This is a genomic window from Psychrobacter sp. D2 (assembly GCF_013608135.1).
GTDB lineage: Bacteria > Pseudomonadota > Gammaproteobacteria > Pseudomonadales > Moraxellaceae > Psychrobacter > Psychrobacter cryohalolentis.
In genome coordinates this window covers 20,113-46,281 of the sequence record NZ_JACDXZ010000012.1, presented here as the reverse complement: position 1 = coordinate 46,281, position 26,169 = coordinate 20,113, and the positions used below count along the sequence as shown (strand labels likewise).

Here is a 26,169-nt window from a genome sequence, read left to right as displayed (position 1 = left end):
AAATATCGACCATAAAAAAACCCCCATCAAAGTGATGAGGGTCTTGGCAAATGCCATAATCGAATCAAATATGACTCAAAAAATTTACTACTAAAATATGGCTCTCCAACCTGGGCTCGAACCAGGGACACACGGATTAACAGTCCGTTGCTCTACCAACTGAGCTATTGGAGAATAAGCGGTAAGTGTTTAATGACTTACTGCGAGCTTAGAAAGTCTCTAACGAGTTCTTGCTAAGTGGGGCGTATTCTAGCAAAGATAAAAAATACGTCAAGCTTTTTTTGCATGTTTTTATACATTAAAGATATTAACGCTAGCGCAAAGGTTGTTGTCGAGCCAATTTGCGTCATATCTTAGATATCACTCTGTTTGCGAAGTAACAACAAATAAAGCAACTTGCTTATACTATAATTATTTAGATTTGATAAATAAAAGACTGTATTGGTTAATAAAATAATGCTAATGAAATTACATTGTTAATAGCTATAAAGCTGCTAAAGGCTTATAAGATAAAGATTTATCAAAGCCAAACCAAGAATAAGATAGCAAACGACGAAAAGGATATTTGCGATGACAGACACTGCTAAGAAACAACATATTGTGATTACGGGTGCGACCTCTGGGATTGGTTATCAGCTGGTAAAAGACTATCTGCGAGAGGGACAGCATGTCTATGCCGTCGGTCGCGATGAGGAAGCCTTGTCTGAGCTAAAATCATTAGGAGCAGAAACTATCGATTTAGATCTAATGGATCGAGATAAGGTGATTGCTGCTTTTGATAAAATTAATGAGATTGATTTGGCGATTTGCGGCGCTGGCATGTGTGAGTATCTAGATATGCCAAACTTTGATAGTGCGGCGTTTATGAAAGTGCTGTCGGTGAATATGGGTACGTTATCGCATGCCATTGAAGGAGTACTGCCAAAGCTGATGGCTTCAAAAGGACGCTTAGTTGGTATTGGCTCGGCGTCGGCTTACGTGCCTTTTGCTCGTGCAGAGGCTTATGGTAGCTCAAAAGCAGCTGTTCACTATTTAATGAAAACTTTACAGATTAGCCTTGCACCGCAAGGTGTAGCAGTCAGCCTAGTAGTTCCCGGCTTTGTAGAGACGCCAATGACCAAACAAAACGATTTTCCGATGCCGTTTTTACAGACTACACAGCAGGCAAGTCAAGCGATTCGTGATGGTATAAAAAGTGGCAATGACGTTATTGAGTTTCCCAAAAAACTGACGTTGCCATTAAAAGTATTAGGGACATTACCTGATATGGTTTGGCAACAGGTCAGTACAAAAATCAATAAAAAATAGCCAGTTTTACTATTTTTGAGCACCTATAAAGAAAATAACTAGGAATATTTTATGCCGTTTTTGCGCCGTAAATCTAAGCAGCTATCTAATCAAGTAGAAGCCGTTGTTAAGGCTACAAGCCGTCATTCAGAGGATAAGAATGATGCACAAGTCAGAAAAAGTATCGCTATTATTGGCTCAGGGGTATCAGGTTTAACTTGTGCTCATTACTTGGCAACGCAATTTGACGTCACCATATTTGAAGCCAGTGATTATATCGGTGGACACGTAAATACCATCGATGTGACGTTACAAGATGGTAAAAAAGCCAAGCCTAATAAGGTTGAGAAAAGTGCCATAGATACCGGCTTTATTGTCTTTAATGAGCGTACTTATCCTAACTTCTTTCGCCTGCTTCATGAGCTGCAAGTACCGTTTCAAGCAACGGATATGAGCTTTTCTGTCAAAAACGCGGCGCGTCATTTTGAATATAACGGCCATACGCTCAATACCTTGTTATCACAGCGCAAGAATCTTCTGAATCCGAAGTTTTGGGGATTTATTAATGATATTTTGCAGTTTAATAAACAGGTACGTCAGCTACGTCAAGATTATGATAAGGCGCGTGAGCAGGGGCAGGATATTGCTGTTTTTACCAAGCAAACGCTAGGCGAGTATCTAGATACTAAAAAGTATGGTGATTTATTCACTGGCAATTATTTATTACCGATGGTGTCTGCTATTTGGTCGACCAGTCTACGCGACGTACGAGATTTCCCCTTGGTGTTTTTCGCTCAATTCTTCGATAATCATGGTTTGCTTGATGTGGTCAATCGTCCGCAGTGGTTTACGATAAAAGGCGGTTCTAAGCAGTATGTAAATAAGCTGATCAGACGTTTTGTGAAGGCAGGTGGCAGCGTTCGCGTGAACAGTCCCGTGCAATCAGTTACTCGCAAAGATAATAAGGTGATATTGAGCGTTACAGATACAACAGATAATAAGGCGCAAGGTCTTGTGTTTGATGAAGTCATCTTTGCCTGTCATGCAGATACAGCGCTCAAAATCTTACAAGATGCCAATCCTACCGAGCAAGAAGTACTGAATCATTTTACCTTTACCGATAACACTGCTGTTTTACATACCGATACCTCAGTCTTACCCAAAAAACCGCTGGCGTGGGCAAGCTGGAATTATTTAATCGATGATAAAAATACTATTAAAAAAGATAAAGAATCGCTGCAAACTGCCACAAAGCCCGTATTGACCTATCATATGAATATTTTGCAGCGCTTGACCAAACAGCATAATTACTTAGTGACTCTCAATCATGAGGTGGATGAGAGCCAAGTCATCAAGCGTATCGACTATAGCCATCCAGTATTTAACAATGAAATGATTGCCGCGCAAGCACAGTGGTCAAATATCTCTGGTAGTAGCGATTCGCACACCCATTTTTGCGGTGCTTATTGGTTCAACGGTTTTCATGAGGATGGCGTAAGAAGCGCGCTACGTGTCTGTCAGGCATTGGGATGCAACATCGATATTAAGGATAGCGTTGACCCAAGCCATTTGCCTGATGCTGAAAGCGCACATACGCCGTTCCGCTATAAAGATTTACCAGTAAAAGCAGACAAACAATTACGCAAACTTAAAAAACGTCAGCTAGTCACTGCCACGACCAATCAAGAGTTGGTGCAATACATTGCAATGTTGGCGCCCGCGGCTAAAGCGTTTAAAAAGAAAAAACTGGGATTTTTTGCTGCTCGTAAAGATAAGCACTCGTAGCAGTTAAATACAGCATGACCAATTAAGGTTATTAAGTATGGTAGAAGCAGAACAGCCTAACAGTATAAGCGTAGAGCCTACCTTGGCAGATGATACTAAAGGCTTGCCACACCAAATATTTCACGGAATAACTTGGCACAGCCGGTTGCTACCGAGTGTGCATAAATTTGCCTATCCTTATCGTTATTGGGGTGTCAATATCACCGCATTAGCAGCAGGGCAAGCATTACCAGAAGTGGATATCAGTTCATTTAGCGGCAATAAAATCCTAAAAAAGTTGCCATTTAATAAACGATTACTATTCTCTGGAACAAAAAAAGCCTTACAACAGTTTAATCCTGAGGATTATTTACAAGGTTTAATTACCCAAGATAAAGATAGCATATGTAAAAGCAAAGATGCTGACGATAAAGGAAGGGATTTATCAGATGTTCAATCACTAGAACAACGTTTAATTCAGGTATTTACAGAACGGACGGGTAGTGCACCAACAGGCGATATGATTGGGATGGTCGTTTGTCGTAATGCAGGGATATATTTTAGCCCAGTAAATTTCTATTTGGGCTTTGATAAAGAGCAAAAACCCAGCCATCTATTGGCAGAAGTATCTAATACGCCATGGGATAAACACCATTACTATGGGTTTTTATTAGATGGCGCAAACACTGAGTTTTGTCACGATAAAGATTTCCATGTCTCACCTTTTAATCCTATTGACCAGCAGTATCAGTGGCAAGTAACGATTAAAAGGGCAATAAAAAATACTGTCACTAGTGAAGTAAAAAGTGAGATAGAGGAGCAGTCTAATCACTGCTTGGACGTTCGTATCGCTATAAATATCAGCGATAAGCGCGGTGAAGTATTAAAAACAGGTATTAAAGTGTCTGGCGTACCAATGACGGCATCGACGATTTATGAGAGCTTGCGCAAAAATCCACTGATGAATATAACGTCTTTAATGCGTATTTATGGGCAGGCTTTTAAACTCTATGCTATCAAAAAAGTACCCTATATTAATTACGATGAAACATTAGCCGATAGCAAGCAGCAGAATGGCAATAATAAGCATGAGCAGTGACAGTAACTATTATGCCAAAACTTTAAAACTTCAAAGGTTCAAGAATTTAACGTAGACCTTTTACTATCGAATAATTATACAAGGATGGATAAATGATGTCAGCAAGACTAGCAAGCAAGGCACCCGTATCAAAATTAGGAAAAATCACTGCTCACATCAATCAAACGGTTAACGATAGTGCTATTTTGCAGCCAGTTAGTAATAGTGTGAATTATCTGGCGCGAAAAGCCATATTCCGAGCTTTGAAGCACATTCAATTTGGTAGTATTACTATTATTGAGGGTTTTGTTGGGCAGGATGCTAAGCCGCATTGTTTTGGCACAGCTGCTTCTAGCAACATAAGTAGCTCAGCTATCGGTCGTCATACATTGGATGTAACGCTGACCATTCATGATAGCAGCGTCTATCGTCAGTTATTATTTGGAGGTTCTATTGCGCTAGCGGACAGCTATATCAATGGCGAATGGGATACAGATGATTTAACGGGTTTGATTCGACTGGCAGCGCGTAATTTGGCGGTACTTAATCAGTTAGAAAATCGTTTTGCGGTTATTAGTAAAACCTTTGAGCGAGCCAATCATAAGTTACGCAGTAATGATAAATTGGGTTCAAAGTCTAATATTTTGGCGCATTACGACTTAGGTAATGACATGTACCAGCGTTTTTTAGACGATACGATGATGTACTCATCAGCAGTCTATAAAAAAGTAGATACGACATTGGCTGAAGCGCAGCAGCATAAACTCGCTTTGATTTGTGGGCGTTTACAACTGAAACCAGAAGATACTGTGATAGAAATTGGGACTGGTTGGGGCGGTTTTGCTATTTATGCAGCAACGCATTATGGTTGTCATATAACGACGACCACTATCTCGGATGCGCAATATGAAGAGGCGCAGCGCCGTGTCGAAGTGGCTGGACTGTCGGATAAAATTACCTTACTGAAGCAAGACTATCGTGAGCTGACAGGGCAGTATGATAAGTTGGTCAGTATCGAGATGATTGAGGCGGTCGGACATGAGTATTTACCGACGTTTTTTGCCAAATGTAATAGCCTGCTGAAGCCAACAGGTTTGATGGTATTACAAGCCATTACCTTTAATGATCAAAATTATCAAGACTATATAAAGTCGGTCGATTTTATTCAGACGCACATTTTCCCCGGTGGTTGCTTACTATCTAATCAAGAATTGACGACGCAGTTTACTGAGCAGACCGATATGGTCATCAAACAATTGCATGATTATGGTTTTGACTACGCTTTTACGCTGCGGGATTGGCGTACTGCGTTTATGGCACAACGTGAGGAGATAAAAGCACTCGGTTATGATGAAGCGTTTATTCGCTTATGGGAGTTTTATTTCTGCTACTGCGAAGGGGGGTTTTTGGAACGTACGATTGGAGTCGTGCAAGTCACCGCCGTTAAGCCAAACAACATTGATGCATGGCATTCATAGGCTGCATTTTAGTCCCTATTATAAAAGGATCTTACTATGGGTTATATTTATATCTATCTTGCTTCTCTTGTCATATTTTTGGGCATTGATGCGGTTTGGCTGAAGACCATGACCGGTCTGTTTTATGAAAAGCGTATCGGACACTTACTTGCCGAACAGCCAAATATGACTGCTGCTGGGGTGTTTTATCTGTTTTACCTATTGGCGCTGTGTATTATTATTTTATACCCACAAATCAGATCAAATGCGCCGATTCACCATATCTTCTTATTGGGCGCTTTGATAGGACTGATGGCTTACGGTACTTATGATTTTACTAGCTTGGCGTTATATAAAGGTTTTACTCTGGACACCGCTTTGATTGATTTTGCTTGGGGTGGTATTTTAACAGGTTCAGTGAGTGCTATCGTGGCTTGGCTTGCTTATCGTTTTCATTGGTTAAGCTAATCTAGTAGTTAAGTTAAATCGACTATATTTGCGCTATCGAAATTGCTACTGTATAAATAGCACTTTAAATAGATTCTACCCCCGTTAAGGAACATTATGACGCAATATAACACCAGCTCTACCGCCAAAACAGTCCCATTAAACCATGAGCTGTATATGTCAGTGCTTATGACGCCAGATATGGCCAATTTTATTGGTAACGTCCATGGTGGGGATTTGCTCAAGATGCTGGACCAAGTCGCTTATGCCTGTGCCAGTCGCTATAGCGGTAGTTATGTAGTGACACTGTCAGTTGATCAGGTGATGTTCCGTGAGCCTATTCATGTTGGAGAGTTGGTAACGTTTGCAGCTAGTGTCAATTACGTTGGTAAGACTTCAATGGAAGTCGGCATTCGAGTAGAGGCAGAAGATGTACGTGCACGTACCGTTCGCCATACCAACAGCTGCTACTTTACCATGGTGGCGATTGATGAAAATCGTAAGCCCACGCTAATCCCTGAGCTTGAGATTAAAGATGCCTTGCAACAATGCCGATTTGACGCAGGCTTAGAGCGCAGAAAGCTGCGTATGGAAGGCTCGCAACGTATCAGCTGTGACATCAGTAAATTGACTAATAAAGTAGCAAGCGCATAATCTGCTCATTAATGCAGACAATAAACATACTCTCACCAAAACATTACTGATAAGAACAGGTTTTTTGACTACAGTAAATGGAATCTAAAGTAACTAATAGATCAGCTAGTGTATATATATATAACTAGTCTGGTTTTATACCTTAAACCATCCATTTATTGAGACCTAGATGAGTTTAAAGCCGCTAGAATCCAATCCAAAAGATGCGCCAACGCCGCGCGCTGATACGCACGGCATTGGTCGCTCACGCGCTCAAAACCCTTTTAATGCTTCAGATAACACCAATTCTGACCCCTCTAAATCTACGCCAAGCCATGACGACAACAAATCAAGCTCATTAATAACGGTTTTGATTGCAGTTGGTGCCAATCTTATTATTGCAATTGCTAAAACAGTAGCAGCGTTTATGACGGGTTCCGCTTCCATGATAGCGGAATCAGCGCATTCTTGGGCAGACGCGGGCAATGGCACCTTATTGATCGTTGCAGAGAAAAAGTCGGTCAAACCTGCTGACAAAAGCCATCCACTCGGCTACGGTAAAGAGTCGTATGTATGGTCGATGATTGCTGCGTTTGGCGTATTTATGGCAGGTTCAGTAGTGTCTATTTATACTGGCATTACCGAGTGGAATGCAGCTGAGACTGAAACCAACTATACCATCGGTTTTATTATCTTGGCAGTCGCTTTTGTGCTTGAAGGATTTTCTTTAACACAAGCGTATTTGCAAAGTAAAAAACATGGTGAAGCGATTAATGTCAGTGCCATCGGCTATGTGATGGACACCTCTAATCCCACCTTGCGCGGTGTGTTCTTTGAAGATTTGGCGGCAGTAGTAGGTTTGGTTGTGGCAGCAGCTGCTATGGCAATGCATGCCTATACTGGCGAACCATTTTGGGATGCGCTTGGGTCTATCATTGTCGGTATATTGCTGGCCGTAGTGGCAGTCTTTTTAATCAGTCGTAATCGTGATTTTTTGGTTGGCTATAGAGTCTCAGAAAAAATGCATGATTATATTTTATCAGAGCTTATCAAGCATCCAGATATTGATAGTGTTTCTTACTTGCACTTGGAGTGGGTAGGTCCCAAAAAAATATTTATGGTCGCGGCGGTCGATATTGCTGGAAATCAACATGAACATGAGATTGCGCACAAATTTGAAAGTATAGAAAATCAGTTTCGCAGTCAGTCATTGTTTCAAGAAGCTATCTTAACTTTATCTGTCCCTAACGCTGAAATCTTACGCTTACCTGATAATGAACATTTATAATCTATAATAAGAATGAGAACATAATATGAAAAGTCCTTTAAAACCATTAACAAAATATCCTAATCGCCATACACAGATAGTGTCACCGTTGCTGACATTAGTAGTGGTGACTTTGATGTCAGCTACTGCTGTACAAGCCAATGCAGAATTAATCGTACACAGTGATACCAATCAAAAACGGTCACATCAGCACCCTATAACGTCCGTAAGATCGATGATCCACAGAGTGTCAACCGCCCGTTACCTACCGATATCTCTATTATTAAACTGATGCAAGTCATGCATATTGACGACCAAATCCAATCTATCGTCGATGGCAAGCAAGCGGCTATCAATGCAATCAATACGCAAACTCAGAATCAACAGGTGACTGATGAACCGTTGAATAAACGTCAACGTGAGCTACAAAATCAGATCCAAAGTGTGTTAGGGCAATATGCCAAAATTATGACCAATGGGATGGGCAATACGGCAGATATTCAAACCTTAACGCAAGCTTATATCAGTGCAGCAAAAACTTACTATACGCAAGCGGAAGTGGATGCCCAAATCAAATTTTACGACACTGCTGTCGGTCAAAATATCTTAGCAAAACAACCACAAATTACTGCCGCTTTTTTAAAGCAATCTTTACCGCAAGATACCTCAGAGACTGAAAACCAATTGAGTGAGCTGTTACCGCAGATGAAGCAAATTGTGAAAGGTATTTTTTAAAGTGTGTGTTAGAAATATAGCTAAAGTTCCTGAAAGATCTATGCTAGTGCTGGTATAAATGTTTTGCTGCCTCTGTCTGCGTATGCACAGCAAGCAAGAAAAATTAATACCAGTAATATACGATTCATCGGTATTGATGTTTAATGATTCTAGTCAAAATCGTCAAACATAAAAAAGGTCACCATAGAGGTGACCTTTTTCTATTTAGCAAATAAGTTAATCTTAAGTTGAAACGTGCTTATTTTTTAGACGTATCTTTTTTCGGGGCGTTTGCACCGATAAACCAAGCATCTTTATCAACAGTACGACTCACTTCAGTCAATAAGTCAGCGGTATCTTCATCACCAGCATCGCCAGCGGCATCAATCCCTTCACGCAAAGACGCAGCAATGGTCTTATAGCGATTGGTCAGCTCACGAACATGCTGGTCAACGTCAGTGATATCAGTGGGGTAAGTCTCTAAGATAGAGTCCTCAACGACACGCTTAGAGATACCATTGGCTTTACCACCAAGGATAACAATGCGCTCAGCGACTGTATCATAAGCTTCTGTTAAGCGTCCATAAGTGTCATCCAATAACTGATGTACACCAATAAAACCAGTACCTTGAAGATTCCAATGACATTGCTTGCTATCCATACTCAAATCAATCAGGTTTGCTAAATTCGCATTCAACAGATCGATCATTTTTTTTGCAGTTGCGTCATCTATTCCACTTGCGTAACGTTCTCTCATATTCTGCTCCATTATTCTATTTTAATAAATCTAAGTTTCTAATTATCAACAGCGCTTTAAATTTTTTATTTATTAAGGTGTTGCTGACTGCTTATAAATTCATTATCGATAATAACAGCTTAAATAACAGATGGAACCCCAACATTTAGGCTTTATACAAGGGTCGTGTAATGAGTTTGTTAATCATGAAAACCTTTGTAAATTTAACCGCTAAAATAGACACTTTGATAACAATCCGTGCACACGCCAGTATATTCAATCGTATTAAAATTTGATTTAATTGACGTTAAGTTAAGAATAGTCATACGCATTTTAAGCATTATAAATGTTTAGTCCTTTGGTCTAATGCCTTTCTCTGCAAATTTATCAAACAGCTGTTGCTGAGTTAAGTTGACTGTATCATTGGCAAATTCATAATAATCGGGTTTTTTATCAATGAAAATCTGGCTCTCAAAAGTAAGGTTTGGATTCTCTTGAAACAGTCCTAGTGACAGAACATAAGTCTCAGAGCTAAGCTGATGATAATAGAGATTGGTGCCGCATTTATGGCAAAACGCACGTTCCGCCCATGCTGAAGAGGGGTAAATAGTCATTGACTCCTCGCCTTTAATATCAGGTTTTGACTGGCTATGTATTGCCATTAGTGGTCCGCTGCCCCAACGACGACACATCGTACAATGGCACGCCTCAAAGGTATTGATATCTTCTAATTCAATGGTGACGTTACCGCACAGACAGTGACCTTTCATAACTCGTTCCTTGATTAATAGTCATTGAACTATACCTGAGTTTCTATACTTTTTATTGAGTGTTTGTGCATCCATTTATGGGCGTTTTGCGCAATAAATGACCTTTAAAAATAAAGGTTTAACCCCATATTGTTATAAACCCAACCTCTTATAACCTTTTATAAATACCAGGAAGACAACCATTATGCGAATGCCTGAACCGCGCTCATCGCGTCAGTTAAATCAATTGGCCACTCAGCTGCAAGGCGAAGCTGAAATTAGTGGTGTCAACGCGTCTGGTACGCAAATATCAAGTCGCGCCTTTGAGATGGTCACCGAATTTGAGCCAGCAGGCGATCAGCCGCAAGCGATAAAGAAACTGGTTAATGGTATTAATGCTGGCATGGATGAGCAGCTATTACTGGGTGTGACGGGTTCTGGTAAGACCTATACCATGGCAAAGGTCATCTCTGAGACGCAACGTCCAACTATTATCATGGCGCATAATAAGACGCTTGCCGCCCAGTTATATGGTGAGTTTAAGTCGTTCTTTCCGAATAACGCGGTTGAATACTTCGTTAGTTATTATGACTATTATCAGCCAGAAGCCTATGTCGCAGCGAGCGATACCTTTATCGAAAAAGACAGTGCGATTAATGATCATATTGATCAAATGCGTCTGTCAGCGACGCGTGCACTACTTGAGCGTCGTGATGCGATTATTGTTGCCTCAGTATCCTGTATCTATGGTCTAGGTGATCCAGAAAGTTATCTAAAAATGCTGCTACACGTAGTCGTTGGTGACAAAATCGATCGCACTGCTACCATTAAACGTCTTGTTGAAATGCAGTATACGCGTAACGAACTAGACTTTGGGCGTGGTACTTATCGTCTTCGCGGTGAGCTATTAGATATTTATCCTGCTGAGTCTGAGCAGCTAGCGGTGCGTGTGCACTTGTTTGATAATGAAGTGGAAAAAATCACGTGGTTTGATCCTTTAACAGGGAAGACCGTGCGTACAGTGCCGCGTATTACTATTTATCCAAAATCACATTATGTGACGCCGCGCAATAAATTGGAGGCTGCTAGTCATACCATCCGCGCTGAGCTTGAGCCACGGCTAGAGTATTTCCGTGAAAATAACAAGCTGATTGAGGCACAGCGTCTTAAAGAGCGTACTCAGTATGACCTTGAGATGATTCAACAGCTCGGCTACTGCAACGGTATCGAAAACTATTCACAGCATCTCTCTGGTCGTCCATCAGGGGAAGCACCACCGACTTTGTTTGATTATATTCCAGAAGATGCGTTATTATTTCTTGATGAGTCGCACGTGACTGTGTCGCAGATTGGTGCAATGTATAAAGGTGATAGATCACGTAAAGAGAATCTCGTTAATTATGGCTTTCGACTACCAAGCGCGATGAATAACCGTCCCATGAAGTTTGAAGAGTGGGAGCGTATCAAGCCTAAGACTATTTATGTGAGCGCCACGCCTGCATTGTATGAACTGGAACATAGTGAGCAAGTGGTCGAGCAAGTCGTACGTCCGACTGGTTTGATTGACCCTGAGATTGAGATTCGTCCTGTATTAACGCAGGTCGATGACGTGTTATCAGAGATTACTAAACGCAGAGAAAAAGACGAACGCGTGTTAATCACTACCTTGACCAAGCGTATGTCAGAGGATTTGACCAGCTATCTCAAAGAATACGATGTCAAAGTTGCTTACCTACACTCGGATATCGATACCCTTGAGCGTATGCAGATTATCCATGAGCTGCGTACGGGCGTGCATGATGTGCTGGTCGGTATTAACTTGCTACGTGAAGGGCTTGATATGCCTGAGGTGTCATTGGTTGCGATATTTGATGCGGACAAAGAGGGCTTTTTGCGCTCTGAACGTGCTCTGATTCAGACCATTGGTCGAGCGGCGCGTCATATTAATGGTAAAGCCATTCTCTATGCCGACCGTATTACCAACAGTATGCAAAAAGCGATTGATGAGACCGATCGTCGCCGCGAAAAACAAGTCGCCTTCAACCTTGAACATAACATTACGCCAACAGGCGCACGCCGTAGTATCACGGATAAAATTGATACAGGTGATGACCATGATGCCAACGATAATCAGATGATTCCAATTAAGAGCAATCTGCCTGATGTCGATATCAGTATCTTACGCAGTCCTGATTTATTGGCTAAAGAAATCAATCGCCTTGAGAAGCTCATGAAGCAGATGTCACGTGACTTGAAGTTTGAAGATGCAGCAAAAACGCGTGATAAGGTACTAGAGTTAAAAGCGCATTTACTGTAAAGAGTAAAGCTACTGCGTTTAAAATAGTAATAAAAAGGTGAGTTGCCAACGGCGCAGCTCACCTTTTTTATGGTCTTCTTATAACCAAAATAACCTCATTTTTGCCCGAAGTTATTAATAACCAATAATTGGTAATGACAAAACTTGTGTTTATACTAAATGCCAATTAATATGATGTCAATGAGCAATATGAACTTATAACAACGGACGTTGAGGCACATAATCCATCATGCAAAATAATAAATGCTTAGAATTAAATGCGAATGAAAACTCACTAGGCATGTCAGCTTCTGCCAAACAAGCCATTACAGACTCTTTAGGTGCAGGCTTCCGTTATCCAGATAATCCACGTGCGGCACTCATTAGCAAAATTGCCACCATCCATGGCGTGGCAGAAAACCAAATCTCATTGGGCAATGGCTCGACTGAAAATATTCGAGCTACCTTACAAATGCTGCAATATAAAGCTCTAAAAGAGGGCAGGCAGTTTCAAATGGTGATCCCTGTTCCCACTTTTGATTGTGCAGAGATGTATGCAAATGCCATTGGCGTGCCTGTGGTCAAGATACCGTTAATCGCTGAAAACTATGATTATGATTTTGATGAACTACAAAAAGCAGCTGACGATTTTGATGGCATCAGCCTACTTTATATTTGCAATCCAAACAACCCAACTGGAATCATTACATCAACTTCAAGGCTTAAAGCTTGGGTAAGTAATGCACCAGACAACCATTACTTTTTATTAGATCAAGCGTACTTGGAGTACGTGTCAGATCCAAGCTTTGAGAGTGGGATTGAGTGGGTGAAACAAGGGTTATCAGACAAGCTTATTGTCATTCATACTTTCTCAAAGTTATGTGCTTTAGCCGGTATGCGAGTGGGCTACGCGATTTCTAACCCCCAAGCTATTGAGACTGTCGAAGCATTTATGTCTATGGATAATACCAACTTGTCAGGTGCGGTTGCTGCTATTGCGACGTTAAATGATGCAGAGTTTTTAGCGCTAAGTTTGCGCAATACCAATCAATCGCGTCAGATGATTGAAACGGTATTGGACGAGCTTGGCCTGCGCTACTTACCATCACAGACCAACTTTATTTTTCATGAAATAAAAGGTGATTTAAAAACATATATCGACAGAATGCGAGACCATGGCATCAAGGTTGGTCGCGAGTTCCCACCTGTTACAGGCTTCAACCGCTTAACACTTGGTACGCCCGATGAGATGGCAGCATTTATCAAAGTATTAAAGTTATTTCGTGAAAAGGACTGGGTATGAGTGAGATAAATCATATGTCTTAACCAACCTCAAACGCAGTTTTACATATCCCACCTTAAAAAACACCACTTTATCTTATAAGATTGGTCAGTTAAGCACACCCTTTTAGGGTACTAGCTTTCAAGTTGCTAGATAAATTTAAGTCGCTGGATAAACGTTGAGCGATAGCTAAAGTTAGGTGTGCTAACGTCAATTATAATTATAAGGTTAAAGATATATTCATGTTTGATATCAAATCATTTTTTAAACGAGAAGTAGAAAAAAAACTCATCAATTTAGACGATTATATTTTTATGCCTGAGCGTGTAGAGATGGCGCTAGAAGGCGGATTACTAAATTGTGTACTCAATAGTGATGGTCGAGTGGATGTTTTTTATACCAAGGATGGCGTGACAGAAGTAAGTTCCGCATCGCGTAAGCATCCGTTTACTGCGTTTGAGACCGAGCTATATCATGGGGTTTATGATGATATTATTCATGATTTGACTAAAGAAGTGAGTAAGATACTTGAGCGTCGGTCAAAATATTTTCGCCAGAACAAGACATTGCATCCTACAGCGTCTCTAATGTCTCAGCCACATTACAAAAAGTAAGCTATAAGGTGATTTGAACTATTGTAGGTTTAGAAGAAGTAAAAGCAATTGGTAAGAAAAAGGGTGCGTTATATTTAAATGACGCGCCCTTTTTCTTACTTCATTTTTTAGTGTCAGCTTGAAACAGCCATTACTGATGCTTAGTTTTTCGTAGCAACAGCTTTATCTTTGGCAGATAACGCAGATGATTTAGTAATAGGAATAGATTGTGCGCCTTCAACTAAATGATTGGTCTTGGTTTGTGTGACCAAGCCTTTGGTAAAGAGAGTACTGTCGTCGCGTGTTTTTAAAGTATTGGTAAAATACCATTCACACTGAAAAGCTTGTTCATTGATATCAACAGGGCGTTCTGCGGTTAATGATGGATCGCGATCTATTGTTGATAATCTATACGAATAGGCTGGGTTAAGCAATCGCCAACCCAGCCTAATTATTTATAATGACAGATATTATTAATAAACTATTTATTTAACGATACTGGAATAACAGCTCTGCAATGATTTTGCAACGACTCTAGCCACTAATTGCACACGATATTGTGGGTCTATGGCTGCATTACCCAATTCAACGATGCTGACTTGTTGCGGTGCTTGCTCACTAACGCAACCACAAACTCTGCCTTTTACCGCTTCTTCTTGCGCTTCAGTCATAGCGACACTGGCAATACGCCACGCGTTTTGCTGTTCGATCTGACTGCGACATTGATTGTCGATAGCTGCTTTAAAAACGCTCATACCGATCTCGTTTGCAGTACCCATTGCTGTTCCTGCATTGGTATTGCCGCCCGTTGAAGCACAGCCCGCTAGTGCAAATGTTGCTAGTAATGCTGTTGATGCGAATAATTTTTTCATCAAATTTCCTTTCAGATTGATCAGTATTATGAGGGGATATTCTTAAAGTTTTATATCGTGCTGAGCAGATGTACCAAAACCTATAAACTGCTTTTTACTGTCTATACCTTGTGATATTTGCATGATATACATCAGCACAGATAAAAAGTCATCTTACTAGAACTCAATATTGATGACAAAGGAAATATAAACGTGCTATCAGAATATCTATTAACAATTGTTTTTTATACCAAGTTATGTCGTAGAAAAAATGATGATAAATATTCTAGGAGTAGTTCAGCTTTATGGACTTAAAGGTTTACAAGGCGGTTAAAGTTTGTTTAAATAACTTACAATATGAAACTTAGTATCGCTTAGCGAAACAAGAAAGCGGTATTTAGTGAATAATAGCGCTTAACTTTCAATAAATCTCGATTTATAGTCAGGATAAGGGCTAGTGAGAAAAACAATATAGCAATATAAAGTCTCTCATGTTTTAATTAGATAGACTGTTTTTTTATGGCGCTCTTATGATAACAGAGTGAGTAAAAAGCCATTCAAAGTAGCACGTTGCTAGTGTGACGGATATGGATAGTACCATTATATCTGAGTCATACTTTTATAAGTCCATTTGCTTTATTTTATCAAGGAAGAAAATAATGAAGTCCATTTATAAACTGCCTTTACTTGCAGCAATGATTGCAGCCAGTATGACAATGGTTGCCTGTTCAGACAAAGCGGCTACTGATAGCGCAGCTACTGACGGTGCTACTGCTGATACCACCACAGATACCGCTGCCACAGCAAATGACAAGCTTGAAACCAAATTTGTCACCATTGCTACAGGAGGCGCCTCCGGTCCTTACAATATTATTGGAACGTCTTTAGCAGAGATTTATGCCAAGACTTTTGGCGTTAATGCTAAGACCCAAACGACAGGAGCGTCAGTAGAAAACGTCAACCTATTGACCCAAGGTAAAGTAGATATGGTACTGGCACTTAGTGATGTTGTCACTGATGCAGTCGAAGGTAAAAATGACTTCAAGGCACCTATCGCCAATATTCAGCAAATTGCTGTTCTGTATCCCAACGTCATTCAGCTAGTTGCTTCAGAGAAATCTGGCATCAAAAACATTGAAGATTTAAAAGGCAAACGTATTGCGGTTGGTGATCAAGGATCTGGTACTGAAGTCAATGCTCGTACCCTGTTAGAAGGTTTTGGTATTACCTATGATGATGTCAAGGTAGATTATTTAGGCTTTGCAGATGCTGCAGATGCGATGAAAGCTGGCAAAATTGAAGCGGCATTTTTTAGTAGTGGCTTACCAAACTCTTCGCTTTTAGAGCTAGAGCAAGGTATCAAGTTGCAGTTGGTGACCATCAATCAAGATAAGCTCAAAAAAATTATTGAGACCAAGCCTTACTTTAAGACTTTTGAGATTCCTGCTGGTACCTATGGTAATGCTGCTGCTATTCCAACCACAGCCGTCATGAATGCTTTATTGGTACGCTCTGATATCTCTGAAGAAGATGGCTATAAGCTGACCAAAGCATTATTTGAAAACTTGGATGGTCTAAAGAATGCTCACCAAGCGGCGAATGATATCAGTTTAGAGACTGCCCAAGTCGGTATGGTTGCTCCTATTCATCCTGGTGCCAAAAAATACTATGATGAGAAAGCAGCTAAATAAGCAAGTATGGTGGTTTGCTGGCGTAGCATCTATTGCTGCGCTGGTTTTATTTATACTATGGGCGATTTTCAGCCGCCAAACAGTCATTGAAATACGAGTAGCGGGCGTTGCTGGTAACAATAACAATAGTGCCAGCCTAGTCTGCTATTTTGTTGAGCCCAATTTTCAATTGCGCTGGATTCACTCGGTAGAAAAGCAATGGTGGGAGGAGCATTATCTTCGTGAAGAAGAGGGCTTACTATTAACCACTACCTACTTTCAAGCGTTTGGTGCTGGTACGCCGTCTACTGAAAATGTCGCTCCTATACAAAAAGAGGGCTATGTCGGGTATCAAATCAACCAAAGGTTTCCCCATCTCAACTGGGTTGTATCAAGACTGACAAAAGGTGAGATTGATTATGCCGGTCAGCGCATTCTTATTCATCAACTGGTACCAGATTATTCAGAAGTAACTATCATGCCCAAAGCATATAGTCCAATCGATAGATTCAATAAGGATTTTTGTCATGAACTCCCAAGTGATGGATCACAGTAGCGATAAGCCTCATGTCAGTGATGATGCTAAGTTGGCAACTCAGCCAAATGCGCCTGAAGATACTGAGAATTACGATGACGTTGATCCTAGTGTCACACAGGCAATATTAGAAAAATACGATCGAGAATCTATTACGCGTCATATCACCCAAGGTCCAGTGAAGTATATTATCGCTGCGATCTGTATTTTCTACTCCATTTTTCATTTATACATTACCTTTAATCCAATGCCATCGTTACTACAGCGCTCTGTGCATGTGGGCGTTGGCTTCGCTTTGATTTTTTTGATTTTTCCTGCCAGTAAAAAAAGCAGCCGTAAGAAAGTGGCATGGTATGACTGGATTTGGTTTATCTTTTCCTTATCTGGGATGACGTATCTCATTTATGAGTATCAAGATATTGTCACCAGTCGCGGCGGTATGGCAAATTCGGTCGATGTGATCTTTTCTATTATTACGGTTATCTGCGTCCTTGAAGGCAGTCGGCGTATTACTGGCTGGATCTTGCCCATATTAGCCTCTATATTTTTGCTATATCCCTTTATCAGTCATTTGGACTTTATGCCGGATAGACTGCTGACCAGACCTTATGATTTGGGCGATATTTTTGGTCAATTATTCTTAAAGACCGAAGGCTTATATTCGGTTGCAATTGGTGCCTCGGTCACTTTTATCTTCTTATTCATTCTATTTGGGGCATTTTTAGCGCGTTCTGGAATGGGTCAGCTGTTTAATGATTTGGCATTGGCGCTAGCAGGTGATAAAAAAGGTGGACCTGCTAAAGTCGCTGTCATATCAAGCGGCTTTATGGGCAGTATCAATGGTTCAGCCTTATCAAACGTGGTCAGTACGGGCGCATTTACCATCCCATTGATGAAAAAGGTTGGTTATCATAAAGACTTTGCAGGAGCCGTAGAGGCAAGTGCGTCGGTCGGTGGTCAAATCTTACCGCCTATTATGGGTGCCAGTGCTTTTATTATGGCGGAGACGACAGGTCTACCGTATAGCACTATTGCTTTGGCTGCGTTATTACCTGCCATTCTCTATTATCTAGGCGTTATCGCACAGGTGCATTTTCGTGCCGGTCGCCGAGACTTAAAAGGCATGGCAAAAGAGAGTTTGCCGCAAGTAAAAGAAGTATTAAAAGCACGCGGTCATATGTTGTTGCCGATTGTATTCTTGATTTATTTACTAATACAAAATGTTCCTGTAGGTTATGCTGCGGCTTATACCATTGGCTTTACTGTTGTCATCAGTATGCTACGCAAAGAAACCCGCATGGGCTTTAAAGATATTTTAGGCGCTCTAGAAGATGGCGCACGCCAATCATTAGCAGTGATGGCAGCTTGTGCAGTTGTAGGTATCATCATTGGGGTCGTTAGTTTGACCAGCTTTGGTACAGTAATGACCTCTTCAATTGTTACTTTGGGTGCAGGGTCTTTATTGCTTACTTTGATTTTGACCATGCTAGCGTCTATGGTCTTGGGTATGGGATTGCCTTCTATCCCTGCTTATATCATTACCGCAACCATGGCAGCGCCTGCTCTAGCAGGATTTGATATTCCTATTTTGTCAGCGCATATGTTTGTTTTCTATTTTGGTGTGTTTGCAAATATTACCCCGCCCGTCTGTCTGGCAGCTTTTGCTGGTGCTGGTATCTCTGGCGGTGATCCGATGAAAACAGGGTATTTATCATTAAAGTTAGCGTTAGCAGGTTTTATCGTCCCCTTTATGTTTATTTATAATCCTGCGATGTTGATGATTGACCCAACAGATCTTGCGGTCACGGCGAAAGAATTTCCATTGCCGCCGGTCATCGATATTATTATTGCTGTTGTGACATCGGTCATTGGTGTGATTGGACTTAGCGCCGCGTTAGAGGGTTATTTTAAAAGTGATATGAATCTCGCTACGCGCTTAATATTAGCATTAGGCGCATTGCTGCTGATTTATCCTGGGCTGATCACAGGTGCAATAGGTGGCGTAATAGTACTAGGCATTGCGGCATTCAATATAAAAGGTAGTAAGGCGCCAACCGCTTTAAGTGTTTAACATTGAAGCACTGCTACTTTAAGTGAGACAGAAAAATTAGAAGCATAGAAAAGGGCGAATAGCAGATATCTGCTATTCGCCCTTTTTATATTTTAAGACCAGTCACGTTATGTTGATATAGTGACGACTCTCACTTAACAGCCAAGTTTACCTTCTGCTGCTAAGGCTTTTTTGCTACGGATAGGTGCAGGGCAATCTTCACCGTAGTACTGACGATCAGCAAAATAGCTTGAGCGCACCATAGGACCTGCCCAAATATTAAAGAAGCCAATCTTTTTGCCATAGTCCATATAGCGCTGGAACTCATCTGGATGCACATAGCGATCGACTGGCGCATGGTCTTTACTGGGTTGTAAATACTGACCAACGGTAATCATATCAACGTTATGCGCCTTTAGATCATCAAGCAGCTTATAGATTTCTTCTTCTGTTTCACCAAGTCCAACCATAAAGCCGCATTTGGTCGCGATATCAGGGCGACGTTCTTTATAAATCTTTAGCAAGTCTAATGAATGCTGATAATCTGAACCTGGACGGAAAGCTTTATATAAACGAGGCACGGTTTCGATATTGTGGTTAAAAATATCAGGCGCCGTTTCAGTCAATAAGTCCAATGCGATATCCATACGACCACGGAAATCTGGTACCAAAATCTCGATCAAGCAATTTGGGCTTAGCGCACGCGATTCATTCAATACTTCAACGAAATGCATGGCGCCGCCATCTTTTAAATCATCACGGTCAACCGAGGTAATGACGGCATATTTAAGACCTAAACCTTGGATGGTCTCGGCAGTATGACGCGGCTCATCTTTATCAAGCTCATTTGGACGACCATGTCCGACATCACAGAACGGGCATCGACGTGTACAGATATCACCCATAATCATAAAGGTGGCGGTACCATCGGCAAAGCACTGTGGAAGGTTAGGGCAGGCAGCTTCTTCACAAACGGTATAGAGTTTCTGTTCACGCAAAGTAGACTTGATACGTGCGACTTCCGCAGGTGAAGACAGTTTTACCCGAATCCAATCTGGCTTTTTCTTGGCCTCGACGGTCGGGATAATTTTAATTGGGATACGAGCAACTTTATCGTAGCCACGGAGTTTTTCGCCTTGAATGGCTTTTTTGGGTTTTGCGCGGGCAGCAGGCGTGTGCGTTTGTACGGCGTTTGTCATAATCGAATGTTCTCTTAACCCTTGATAGAACAAGGGTTTATGGAATTATTAGAATGCTTTATGAATAGAGCTATTATAGCAGATATTTGGTCAAGGTTTTTTAGGCAATCGTATGAAATTCAGTTTATCAAGGCTACTATAAATAAGCGATTTAGCATAGTTTCATTTATTGATATCAATGTTCATGTCATTTAGTACGTCTATGGCAGCGCGAAACGCTTCTTGAGTGGCAGGTGCGCCGCAATAAGGCAGGCTGTGCATCAATACTTCTCGAACCTCAGCGACAGTGGCGCCATTATTGATGGCACCTCGGATATGTCCCTTTAGCTCACTTGGGCTTTTTTGTGCAATCAAAAAACCAATCGTGATAAGCGAGCGATATTTGCGCGGTAGTACCGAGTCATCTTGCCATGTACTGCCCCAAGCGTGCTCGATAATCCAATCTTGTAATGGCTGAGTAAATGGCGTTGCTGAGTCAAGTGAGCGTTTGACATGTGCTGCACCCATCACTTCGGTACGAACTTTTAAACCGTTTTCATAATTGACGTTTTGACTGGTGCTTTGATTGGCATTGTGACTCATGCTGTGAGTAGTATTGCGATCTTCATTTTCTTTATGAGGCATTGTCATCCTTGATTTTATGATTAAATCCTTTGCATTTAATCGGTATATTCTTATCAAACATTATAACAGTCGAGTAGGTTTTATTTAACCGTTAATCGAGATATAGTTGATTCCATTTAACAATAACAACGTATAACAATAATGAGATACTAAGACAGTAGCGTTATATATTTTTAAGTGAATATATGGTCGCAACCGCAATTTATTACTAATATATTATGAATGTTAAAAAACAAAATAGGTCCTCAGTATGAAAAATTTAGAATTTATGATATAGGCACCATTAGTCATATTATTTATGGCACTATTTATATAATAAATGTTCAATATGCCCCCTTTATGACCGCTTTATGAGCCTTTTAAAGGCTGAGCCATTAACATTTAGGGCGTTTTAAGCTATGATTGCACGGATAATTATTCCATCTAGTATATAGACGCAGGCAGTCATGCTGACTACCCACGTAATGTGCTAATACTCCCAACTGACGAGGACGACTATTGTGTTAGAAGCTTATCGTAAACATGTCGAAGAACGTGCTGAGCTAGGAACGGTTCCGCTACCACTGAACGAAAAACAAGTAGCAGAGTTGGTTGAACTACTAAAGAATCCACCAGCGGGCGAAGATGCGTTCTTGATGGACTTGCTCGAAAATCGTATTCCTGCCGGTGTTGACCAAGCTGCTTACGTTAAAGCGGCATTTTTAGCAGCGATCCTTAAGGGTGAAGCGACCTCTTCACTAGTAAGTAAGAAAAAAGCGGTTCAAATCTTGGGTACGATGCAAGGTGGTTACAACGTTCAACCGCTAGTTGCTGCTCTTGATGATGCGGAAGTCGCGCAAGAAGCTGCCGATGCGTTGAAAAAAACCTTGCTAGTATTTGACGCGTTCAATGATGTGACCGAAAAAGCAGAAGCGGGCAATACTATTGCTAAAGAAGTCGTTCAATCTTGGGCTGACGCTGAGTGGTTCTTGAGCCGTGATGCTGTACCAGCAAAGACGACTTACACGACGTTTAAAGTGACTGGCGAAACCAATACCGATGATTTGTCTCCTGCGCAAGATGCGTGGAGCCGTCCTGATATCCCATTACATTCATTAGCCATGCATAAAAACTCTCGCGACGGCATTACTGCTGACGAAGAGGGCGTTATCGGTCCGATGAAACAGATCGAAGCGTTAAAAGAAAAAGGTCATCCATTAGCCTATGTTGGCGACGTAGTAGGTACTGGTTCTAGCCGTAAATCTGCAACCAACTCAGTACTGTGGTTGATGGGTGATGATATCCCGAACGTACCAAACAAACGTGGTGGCGGTCTAGTATTGGGTAACAATATTGCTCCTATCTTCTTTAACACTATGGAAGATTCTGGCGCATTACCAATCGAAAAAGTAGCCGTTGATAACCTAAACATGGGTGATGTCTTTGACATCTATCCGTATGATGGCAAAATCACTAAGCATGATTCTGATGAAGTACTGTCAACCTTTAAGCTAAATTCGCCAACTTTGCTTGACGAAGTTCGTGCGGGTGGTCGTATTCCGTTAATCGTTGGTCGTGGTCTGACCAATCGTGCTCGTGAATATATGGGTCTTGGTCATTCAGACGTATTTGCTAAGCCAGAAGAGCCAGTTGATACCGGCAAAGGCTTTACACTAGCGCAAAAAATGGTTGGTAAAGCTTGTGGCCTGCCAGGTGTTCGTCCTGGTATGTACTGTGAACCAAAAATCACTACGGTTGGTAGTCAAGATACCACTGGTCCGATGACTCGTGATGAGTTAAAAGACTTAGCCTGCCTAGGTTTCCAAGCAGATTTGGTGATGCAGTCATTCTGTCATACGGCTGCTTATCCAAAGCCAGTTGACATCGAAACTCAGCATACACTACCTGACTTTATTATGAACCGTGGCGGCGTAAGCTTACGTCCAGGTGATGGTATTATTCACTCGTGGTTGAACCGTATGCTACTTCCGGATACCGTTGGTACTGGTGGTGACTCGCATACGCGTTTCCCAATCGGTATCTCATTTCCAGCGGGTTCTGGTCTAGTAGCGTTTGCTGCTGCGACTGGTGTTATGCCACTTGATATGCCTGAATCGGTCCGTGTCCGTTTCATCGGTGAGCGTCAAGCCGGTATCACCTTACGTGACTTAGTCCATGCAATCCCATACCAAGCGATTAAAGAAGGTCTGTTAACCGTTGATAAGAAAGGTAAAATCAACGAGTTTAACGGTCGTATTCTTGAAATCGAAGGTTTAGAAGATTTAACCGCTGAACAAGCGTTTGAATTGTCTGATGCTTCTGCTGAGCGTAGTGCTGCTGGTTGTACGATTACTCTATCTGAAAAGTCAGTTGCCGAGTATCTAACGTCGAACATCACATTATTAAAATGGATGATCTCAGAAGGTTACGGCGATGCACGTACGATTAGCCGTCGTATCGAAGGTATGCAAGAGTGGTTGGCGAATCCAAGCCTGATGCGTGCTGATGAAGATGCAGAATATACCATCGATATGGTTATCGATATGTCTGAAATCAAAGAGCCAATTCTTTGCTGCCCGAACGATCCAGACGATGCAAAAACATTGGCTGATGTCGCTGGTGACACCATTGATGAAGTATTCATTGGTTCATGCATGACTAACATTGGTCACTTCCGCGCTGCTGGTAAGTTGCTAAAAGATGTCCCAGCAGGTTCTTTGCAAACTCGTCTATGGATTGCGCCACCAACCAAAATGGACGCGCGTCAGTTGATGGAAGAAGGTTATTATAATATTTATGCACAAGCCGGCGCTCGTACTGAGATGCCAGGTTGTTCATTATGTATGGGTAACCAAGCACGTATTGCACCGAATTCTACTGCCGTTTCGACTTCTACCCGTAACTTCCCGAACCGTTTAGGTCAAGGTGCTAACGTATATCTAGCATCAGCTGAATTGGCTTCTGTTGCTGCGGTACTTGGTAAATTACCAACCAACGAAGAGTATCAGCAGTACGCTGGCATGCTTGATAGTATGGGCGAAGAGGTGTATCAATACATGAACTTCGACCGTATGGAAGACTATACTGAAGAAGCTGATAAGATCAACGTTGCTCAGTTGAGCTAATTTTGGTCAAATCTTAAATGCTTTGAAGTTTTACAATTATTATTTAAATAGAAGCCCTGTATCGTCATGATGCGGGGTTTTTTGCTGTGAGCAATGGCTGGTTTCTCTTATTATCTTATGTATAATATGGGAGCAGGCGGAAACCGTGGCTCTGTATGTTATTTATCCTTTTCTATCTCGGGACGGACCGATACTTTGATAGGCACTTTTTGTTTGCAATCAAGTGCTTTGGAGTTTTGGTTGATTACTTTATCCCCCATCAAACGTCGCATCGTCTATGTGACTGTCTTTGAAATCATTGCTATCATTTCATCTACCTTGGTTCTTATGCTGTTGAGTAACAGCAGCGCCGCAAAATCTCTACCAGTTGCCGTGATGGTCTCATTGGCAGCGGTGATTTGGAATTTTATTTACAATACGGCATTTGAAAACTGGGAACGTCGTAAGCAGGTGCCGCAGCGCACGTTATTGGTACGTAGTGCCCATGCGATAGGTTTTGAAGGCGGGTTGGTTCTGATTTGCCTACCGCTATATATGATTTGGTATGATGTTGGTTTTATCAAAGCCTTTATGATGGAAGCCGCGCTATTGCTGTTTTTCTTGGTTTATACTTTTTTCTTTACCTTGGGTTTTGACAAAATATTTACCTTACCACATCACTATAAAAGTGCTTCTGCTTCTTGATAAATAAAGAGGTCAATGGGAATAATTTTGACCATTAATTATATAATTTATCCAAAATAAAAGGCTACCTAATGGCAGCCTTTCGAATGATATTTAGTAGAACAGTGTTATCAGTTTTTATTTGCCTTGATAAACGGGCTTACGCTTTTCCATAAATGCGGTAATACCTTCTTTAAAATCATCGGTTTTAGCAAGCATCGTTTGTTGTTCTACTTCCATATCCAATGCTTCATTCAGACCCATATAGGCATGAGTATTAATCATGTGCTTCATCGATGCCAATGCTTTGCCGGGTAGATTGCTCAGACGCGTTGCCAATGCCAGTACGCTCGCATCAAGCTCATCGTTACTAACCACATCGTTGACTAAGTTTAAGCGTGCCATATCTTCCGCTTTGAGCTTATCGCCAAGCATGACCATTTCAGTCGTTTTTGCGACGCCAATCAATTGATTCAATAAGTAAATACCACCAGCATCTGGAATCAGACCAATATTGACAAAAGCTTGTACAAATTTGGCATTTTCAGCGGCAATACGAAAGTCACAAGTCAGCGCCAAGTTCATACCAGCACCAGCAACTGCACCTTCTAATTTGGCGATAATAGGCTTATGAATATTACGCAGCTTTAAGCTAATCTCAGCGACTTCACCAACCATAAAGTTTAGCTTATCCGATAATGCCTCGCTTTCCATACCGTTTTCTAACATCTCACCGATATGCCCGCCACTTGAGAAGTTATTGCCGGCGCCCTGCAAAACGATGACTCGTACTTGTTCATCTTCATCGGCTTTGGTCAATGCTGCCATCATGGCATCTTTGAGTACCGTGCTAAAGGCGTTCAAGGTTTTAGGATCGTTCATTGTGATGGTAGCAATATGGTTTTCGGCTTGGTATTCGACGAGAGCTTGTGACATTTTGGATATCCTTAAGATGATGTTCTAGATAATGGTTGCAATAAAATACTGGTATAGTCATGCCTGAATAAAAGAAACATACATACATGTTATAAAGCACTACTGAGGTTAATTTTTCTTGCTTTCTGTGCCTGCGCAGACAGAGGCTGCGAATAATTAACCTTAGTAGTGTTGTAGTCTTTTAAAATTGGATCAACTATATCGGCAGTAAGTAAAACAAATAGTGCAATACTA

Annotated in this window: 23 protein-coding genes and 1 tRNA gene; 16 read left to right on the top strand and 8 right to left on the bottom strand. The window is 41.3% G+C overall.

Annotated elements, in window-relative coordinates; genetic code table 11:
• Positions 1–98: 98 nt before the first annotated feature.
• Positions 99–174, bottom strand: a tRNA-Asn gene (locus H0262_RS12660).
• A gap of 396 nt (positions 175–570) precedes the next feature.
• On the opposite strand from H0262_RS12660, the gene H0262_RS12655 reads away from it, so the two are divergent.
• The 8 genes from H0262_RS12655 to H0262_RS13210 all read left to right on the top strand — a co-directional run bounded on the left by H0262_RS12655 (position 571) and on the right by H0262_RS13210 (position 8,668).
• The gene (locus tag H0262_RS12655) at positions 571–1,308 is read left to right on the top strand and encodes an SDR family NAD(P)-dependent oxidoreductase (protein WP_181210990.1); all 738 of its coding nucleotides are present in this window, start codon (positions 571–573) and stop codon (positions 1,306–1,308) included.
• A 51-nt stretch (positions 1,309–1,359) separates the two neighbouring features.
• On the top strand, positions 1,360–3,072 hold the full coding sequence (locus tag H0262_RS12650) for an NAD(P)/FAD-dependent oxidoreductase (protein WP_181210989.1): 1,713 nt from the start codon (positions 1,360–1,362) through the stop codon (positions 3,070–3,072).
• Positions 3,073–3,109: 37 nt separating this feature from the next.
• Positions 3,110–4,150 carry a DUF1365 domain-containing protein gene (locus H0262_RS12645; RefSeq protein ID WP_181210988.1) on the top strand — a complete coding sequence of 347 codons (1,041 nt, stop codon included), beginning with the start codon at positions 3,110–3,112 and terminating at the stop codon, positions 4,148–4,150.
• A 92-nt stretch (positions 4,151–4,242) separates the two neighbouring features.
• Positions 4,243–5,607 (top strand): cyclopropane-fatty-acyl-phospholipid synthase family protein, encoded by a 1,365-nt coding sequence (locus H0262_RS12640; protein ID WP_181210987.1) that lies wholly within the window; start codon positions 4,243–4,245, stop codon positions 5,605–5,607.
• Between the two features lie 36 nt (positions 5,608–5,643).
• On the top strand, positions 5,644–6,054 hold the full coding sequence (locus tag H0262_RS12635; protein ID WP_181210986.1) for a DUF2177 family protein: 411 nt from the start codon (positions 5,644–5,646) through the stop codon (positions 6,052–6,054).
• Positions 6,055–6,150: 96 nt separating this feature from the next.
• A complete protein-coding gene (locus H0262_RS12630; protein WP_011513082.1) occupies positions 6,151–6,687 on the top strand; it encodes an acyl-CoA thioesterase in 537 nt (178 codons plus the stop codon).
• Between the two features lie 169 nt (positions 6,688–6,856).
• Positions 6,857–7,954, top strand: a complete 1,098-nt coding sequence (locus H0262_RS12625) for a cation diffusion facilitator family transporter (protein WP_181210985.1) — start codon at positions 6,857–6,859, stop codon at positions 7,952–7,954.
• Positions 7,955–8,233: 279 nt separating this feature from the next.
• A complete protein-coding gene (locus tag H0262_RS13210) occupies positions 8,234–8,668 on the top strand; it encodes a DUF2059 domain-containing protein (protein ID WP_259275471.1) in 435 nt (144 codons plus the stop codon).
• Between the two features lie 238 nt (positions 8,669–8,906).
• Here the strand turns inward: H0262_RS13210 and dps are convergent, their stop codons facing one another.
• Both dps and H0262_RS12610 read right to left on the bottom strand, forming a co-directional pair.
• Positions 8,907–9,404 (bottom strand): DNA starvation/stationary phase protection protein Dps, encoded by a 498-nt coding sequence (gene dps / locus H0262_RS12615; RefSeq protein WP_133105181.1) that lies wholly within the window; start codon positions 9,402–9,404, stop codon positions 8,907–8,909.
• Positions 9,405–9,733: 329 nt separating this feature from the next.
• Positions 9,734–10,153: a GFA family protein gene (locus H0262_RS12610; RefSeq protein ID WP_181210984.1), complete on the bottom strand. Its 420-nt coding sequence runs from the start codon at positions 10,151–10,153 to the stop codon at positions 9,734–9,736.
• Positions 10,154–10,337: 184 nt separating this feature from the next.
• Here H0262_RS12610 and uvrB point away from each other — a divergent pair, with 184 nt between their 5' ends.
• The 3 genes from uvrB (at position 10,338) to H0262_RS12595 (ending at position 14,324) form a co-directional block, all read left to right on the top strand.
• Positions 10,338–12,449, top strand: a complete 2,112-nt coding sequence (uvrB, locus tag H0262_RS12605) for an excinuclease ABC subunit UvrB (RefSeq protein ID WP_020443038.1) — start codon at positions 10,338–10,340, stop codon at positions 12,447–12,449.
• A 229-nt stretch (positions 12,450–12,678) separates the two neighbouring features.
• The gene (locus tag H0262_RS12600) at positions 12,679–13,731 is read left to right on the top strand and encodes a histidinol-phosphate transaminase (protein ID WP_181210983.1); all 1,053 of its coding nucleotides are present in this window, start codon (positions 12,679–12,681) and stop codon (positions 13,729–13,731) included.
• A gap of 221 nt (positions 13,732–13,952) precedes the next feature.
• Positions 13,953–14,324 (top strand): hypothetical protein, encoded by a 372-nt coding sequence (locus H0262_RS12595; RefSeq protein WP_181210982.1) that lies wholly within the window; start codon positions 13,953–13,955, stop codon positions 14,322–14,324.
• A gap of 140 nt (positions 14,325–14,464) precedes the next feature.
• Here H0262_RS12595 and H0262_RS12590 read toward each other — a convergent pair whose 3' ends face one another.
• On the bottom strand, positions 14,465–14,737 hold the full coding sequence (locus H0262_RS12590; RefSeq protein WP_181210981.1) for a hypothetical protein: 273 nt from the start codon (positions 14,735–14,737) through the stop codon (positions 14,465–14,467).
• 51 nt (positions 14,738–14,788) lie between these two features.
• Positions 14,789–15,175, bottom strand: coding sequence for a hypothetical protein (locus H0262_RS12585; protein WP_011513090.1), 387 nt, complete (start codon positions 15,173–15,175; stop codon positions 14,789–14,791).
• Between the two features lie 638 nt (positions 15,176–15,813).
• Between H0262_RS12585 and H0262_RS12580 the strand changes: the two genes are divergently transcribed.
• From H0262_RS12580 to H0262_RS12570, 3 genes are read left to right on the top strand one after another with little or no spacing between them, the layout of a single operon-like run.
• Complete coding sequence (locus H0262_RS12580) at positions 15,814–16,845, top strand: TAXI family TRAP transporter solute-binding subunit (protein WP_181210980.1); 1,032 nt, start codon at positions 15,814–15,816, stop codon at positions 16,843–16,845.
• Entirely contained in the window at positions 16,826–17,380 is a 555-nt protein-coding gene (locus tag H0262_RS12575) for a DUF1850 domain-containing protein (RefSeq protein ID WP_310502996.1), read from the top strand. The genes H0262_RS12580 and H0262_RS12575 overlap by 20 nt, the downstream gene beginning before the upstream one ends.
• On the top strand, positions 17,352–19,430 hold the full coding sequence (locus H0262_RS12570) for a TRAP transporter permease (RefSeq protein ID WP_220432436.1): 2,079 nt from the start codon (positions 17,352–17,354) through the stop codon (positions 19,428–19,430). Before H0262_RS12575 ends, H0262_RS12570 begins: the two co-directional genes overlap by 29 nt.
• A 134-nt stretch (positions 19,431–19,564) precedes the next feature.
• On the opposite strand, the gene lipA is transcribed toward H0262_RS12570, so the two are convergent.
• Positions 19,565–20,608 carry a lipoyl synthase gene (lipA, locus tag H0262_RS12565; RefSeq protein ID WP_181210978.1) on the bottom strand — a complete coding sequence of 348 codons (1,044 nt, stop codon included), beginning with the start codon at positions 20,606–20,608 and terminating at the stop codon, positions 19,565–19,567.
• 162 nt (positions 20,609–20,770) lie between these two features.
• The gene (locus H0262_RS12560; RefSeq protein ID WP_181211013.1) at positions 20,771–21,190 is read right to left on the bottom strand and encodes a carboxymuconolactone decarboxylase family protein; all 420 of its coding nucleotides are present in this window, start codon (positions 21,188–21,190) and stop codon (positions 20,771–20,773) included.
• Positions 21,191–21,732: 542 nt separating this feature from the next.
• Between H0262_RS12560 and acnB the strand changes: the two genes are divergently transcribed.
• Both acnB and H0262_RS12550 read left to right on the top strand, forming a co-directional pair.
• Positions 21,733–24,336, top strand: coding sequence for a bifunctional aconitate hydratase 2/2-methylisocitrate dehydratase (gene acnB / locus H0262_RS12555; RefSeq protein WP_181210977.1), 2,604 nt, complete (start codon positions 21,733–21,735; stop codon positions 24,334–24,336).
• 240 nt (positions 24,337–24,576) lie between these two features.
• Positions 24,577–25,020: a PACE efflux transporter gene (locus tag H0262_RS12550; protein WP_259275470.1), complete on the top strand. Its 444-nt coding sequence runs from the start codon at positions 24,577–24,579 to the stop codon at positions 25,018–25,020.
• A gap of 117 nt (positions 25,021–25,137) precedes the next feature.
• Here the strand turns inward: H0262_RS12550 and H0262_RS12545 are convergent, their stop codons facing one another.
• A complete protein-coding gene (locus H0262_RS12545; protein WP_020443046.1) occupies positions 25,138–25,935 on the bottom strand; it encodes an enoyl-CoA hydratase/isomerase family protein in 798 nt (265 codons plus the stop codon).
• Positions 25,936–26,169 lie beyond the last annotated feature (234 nt).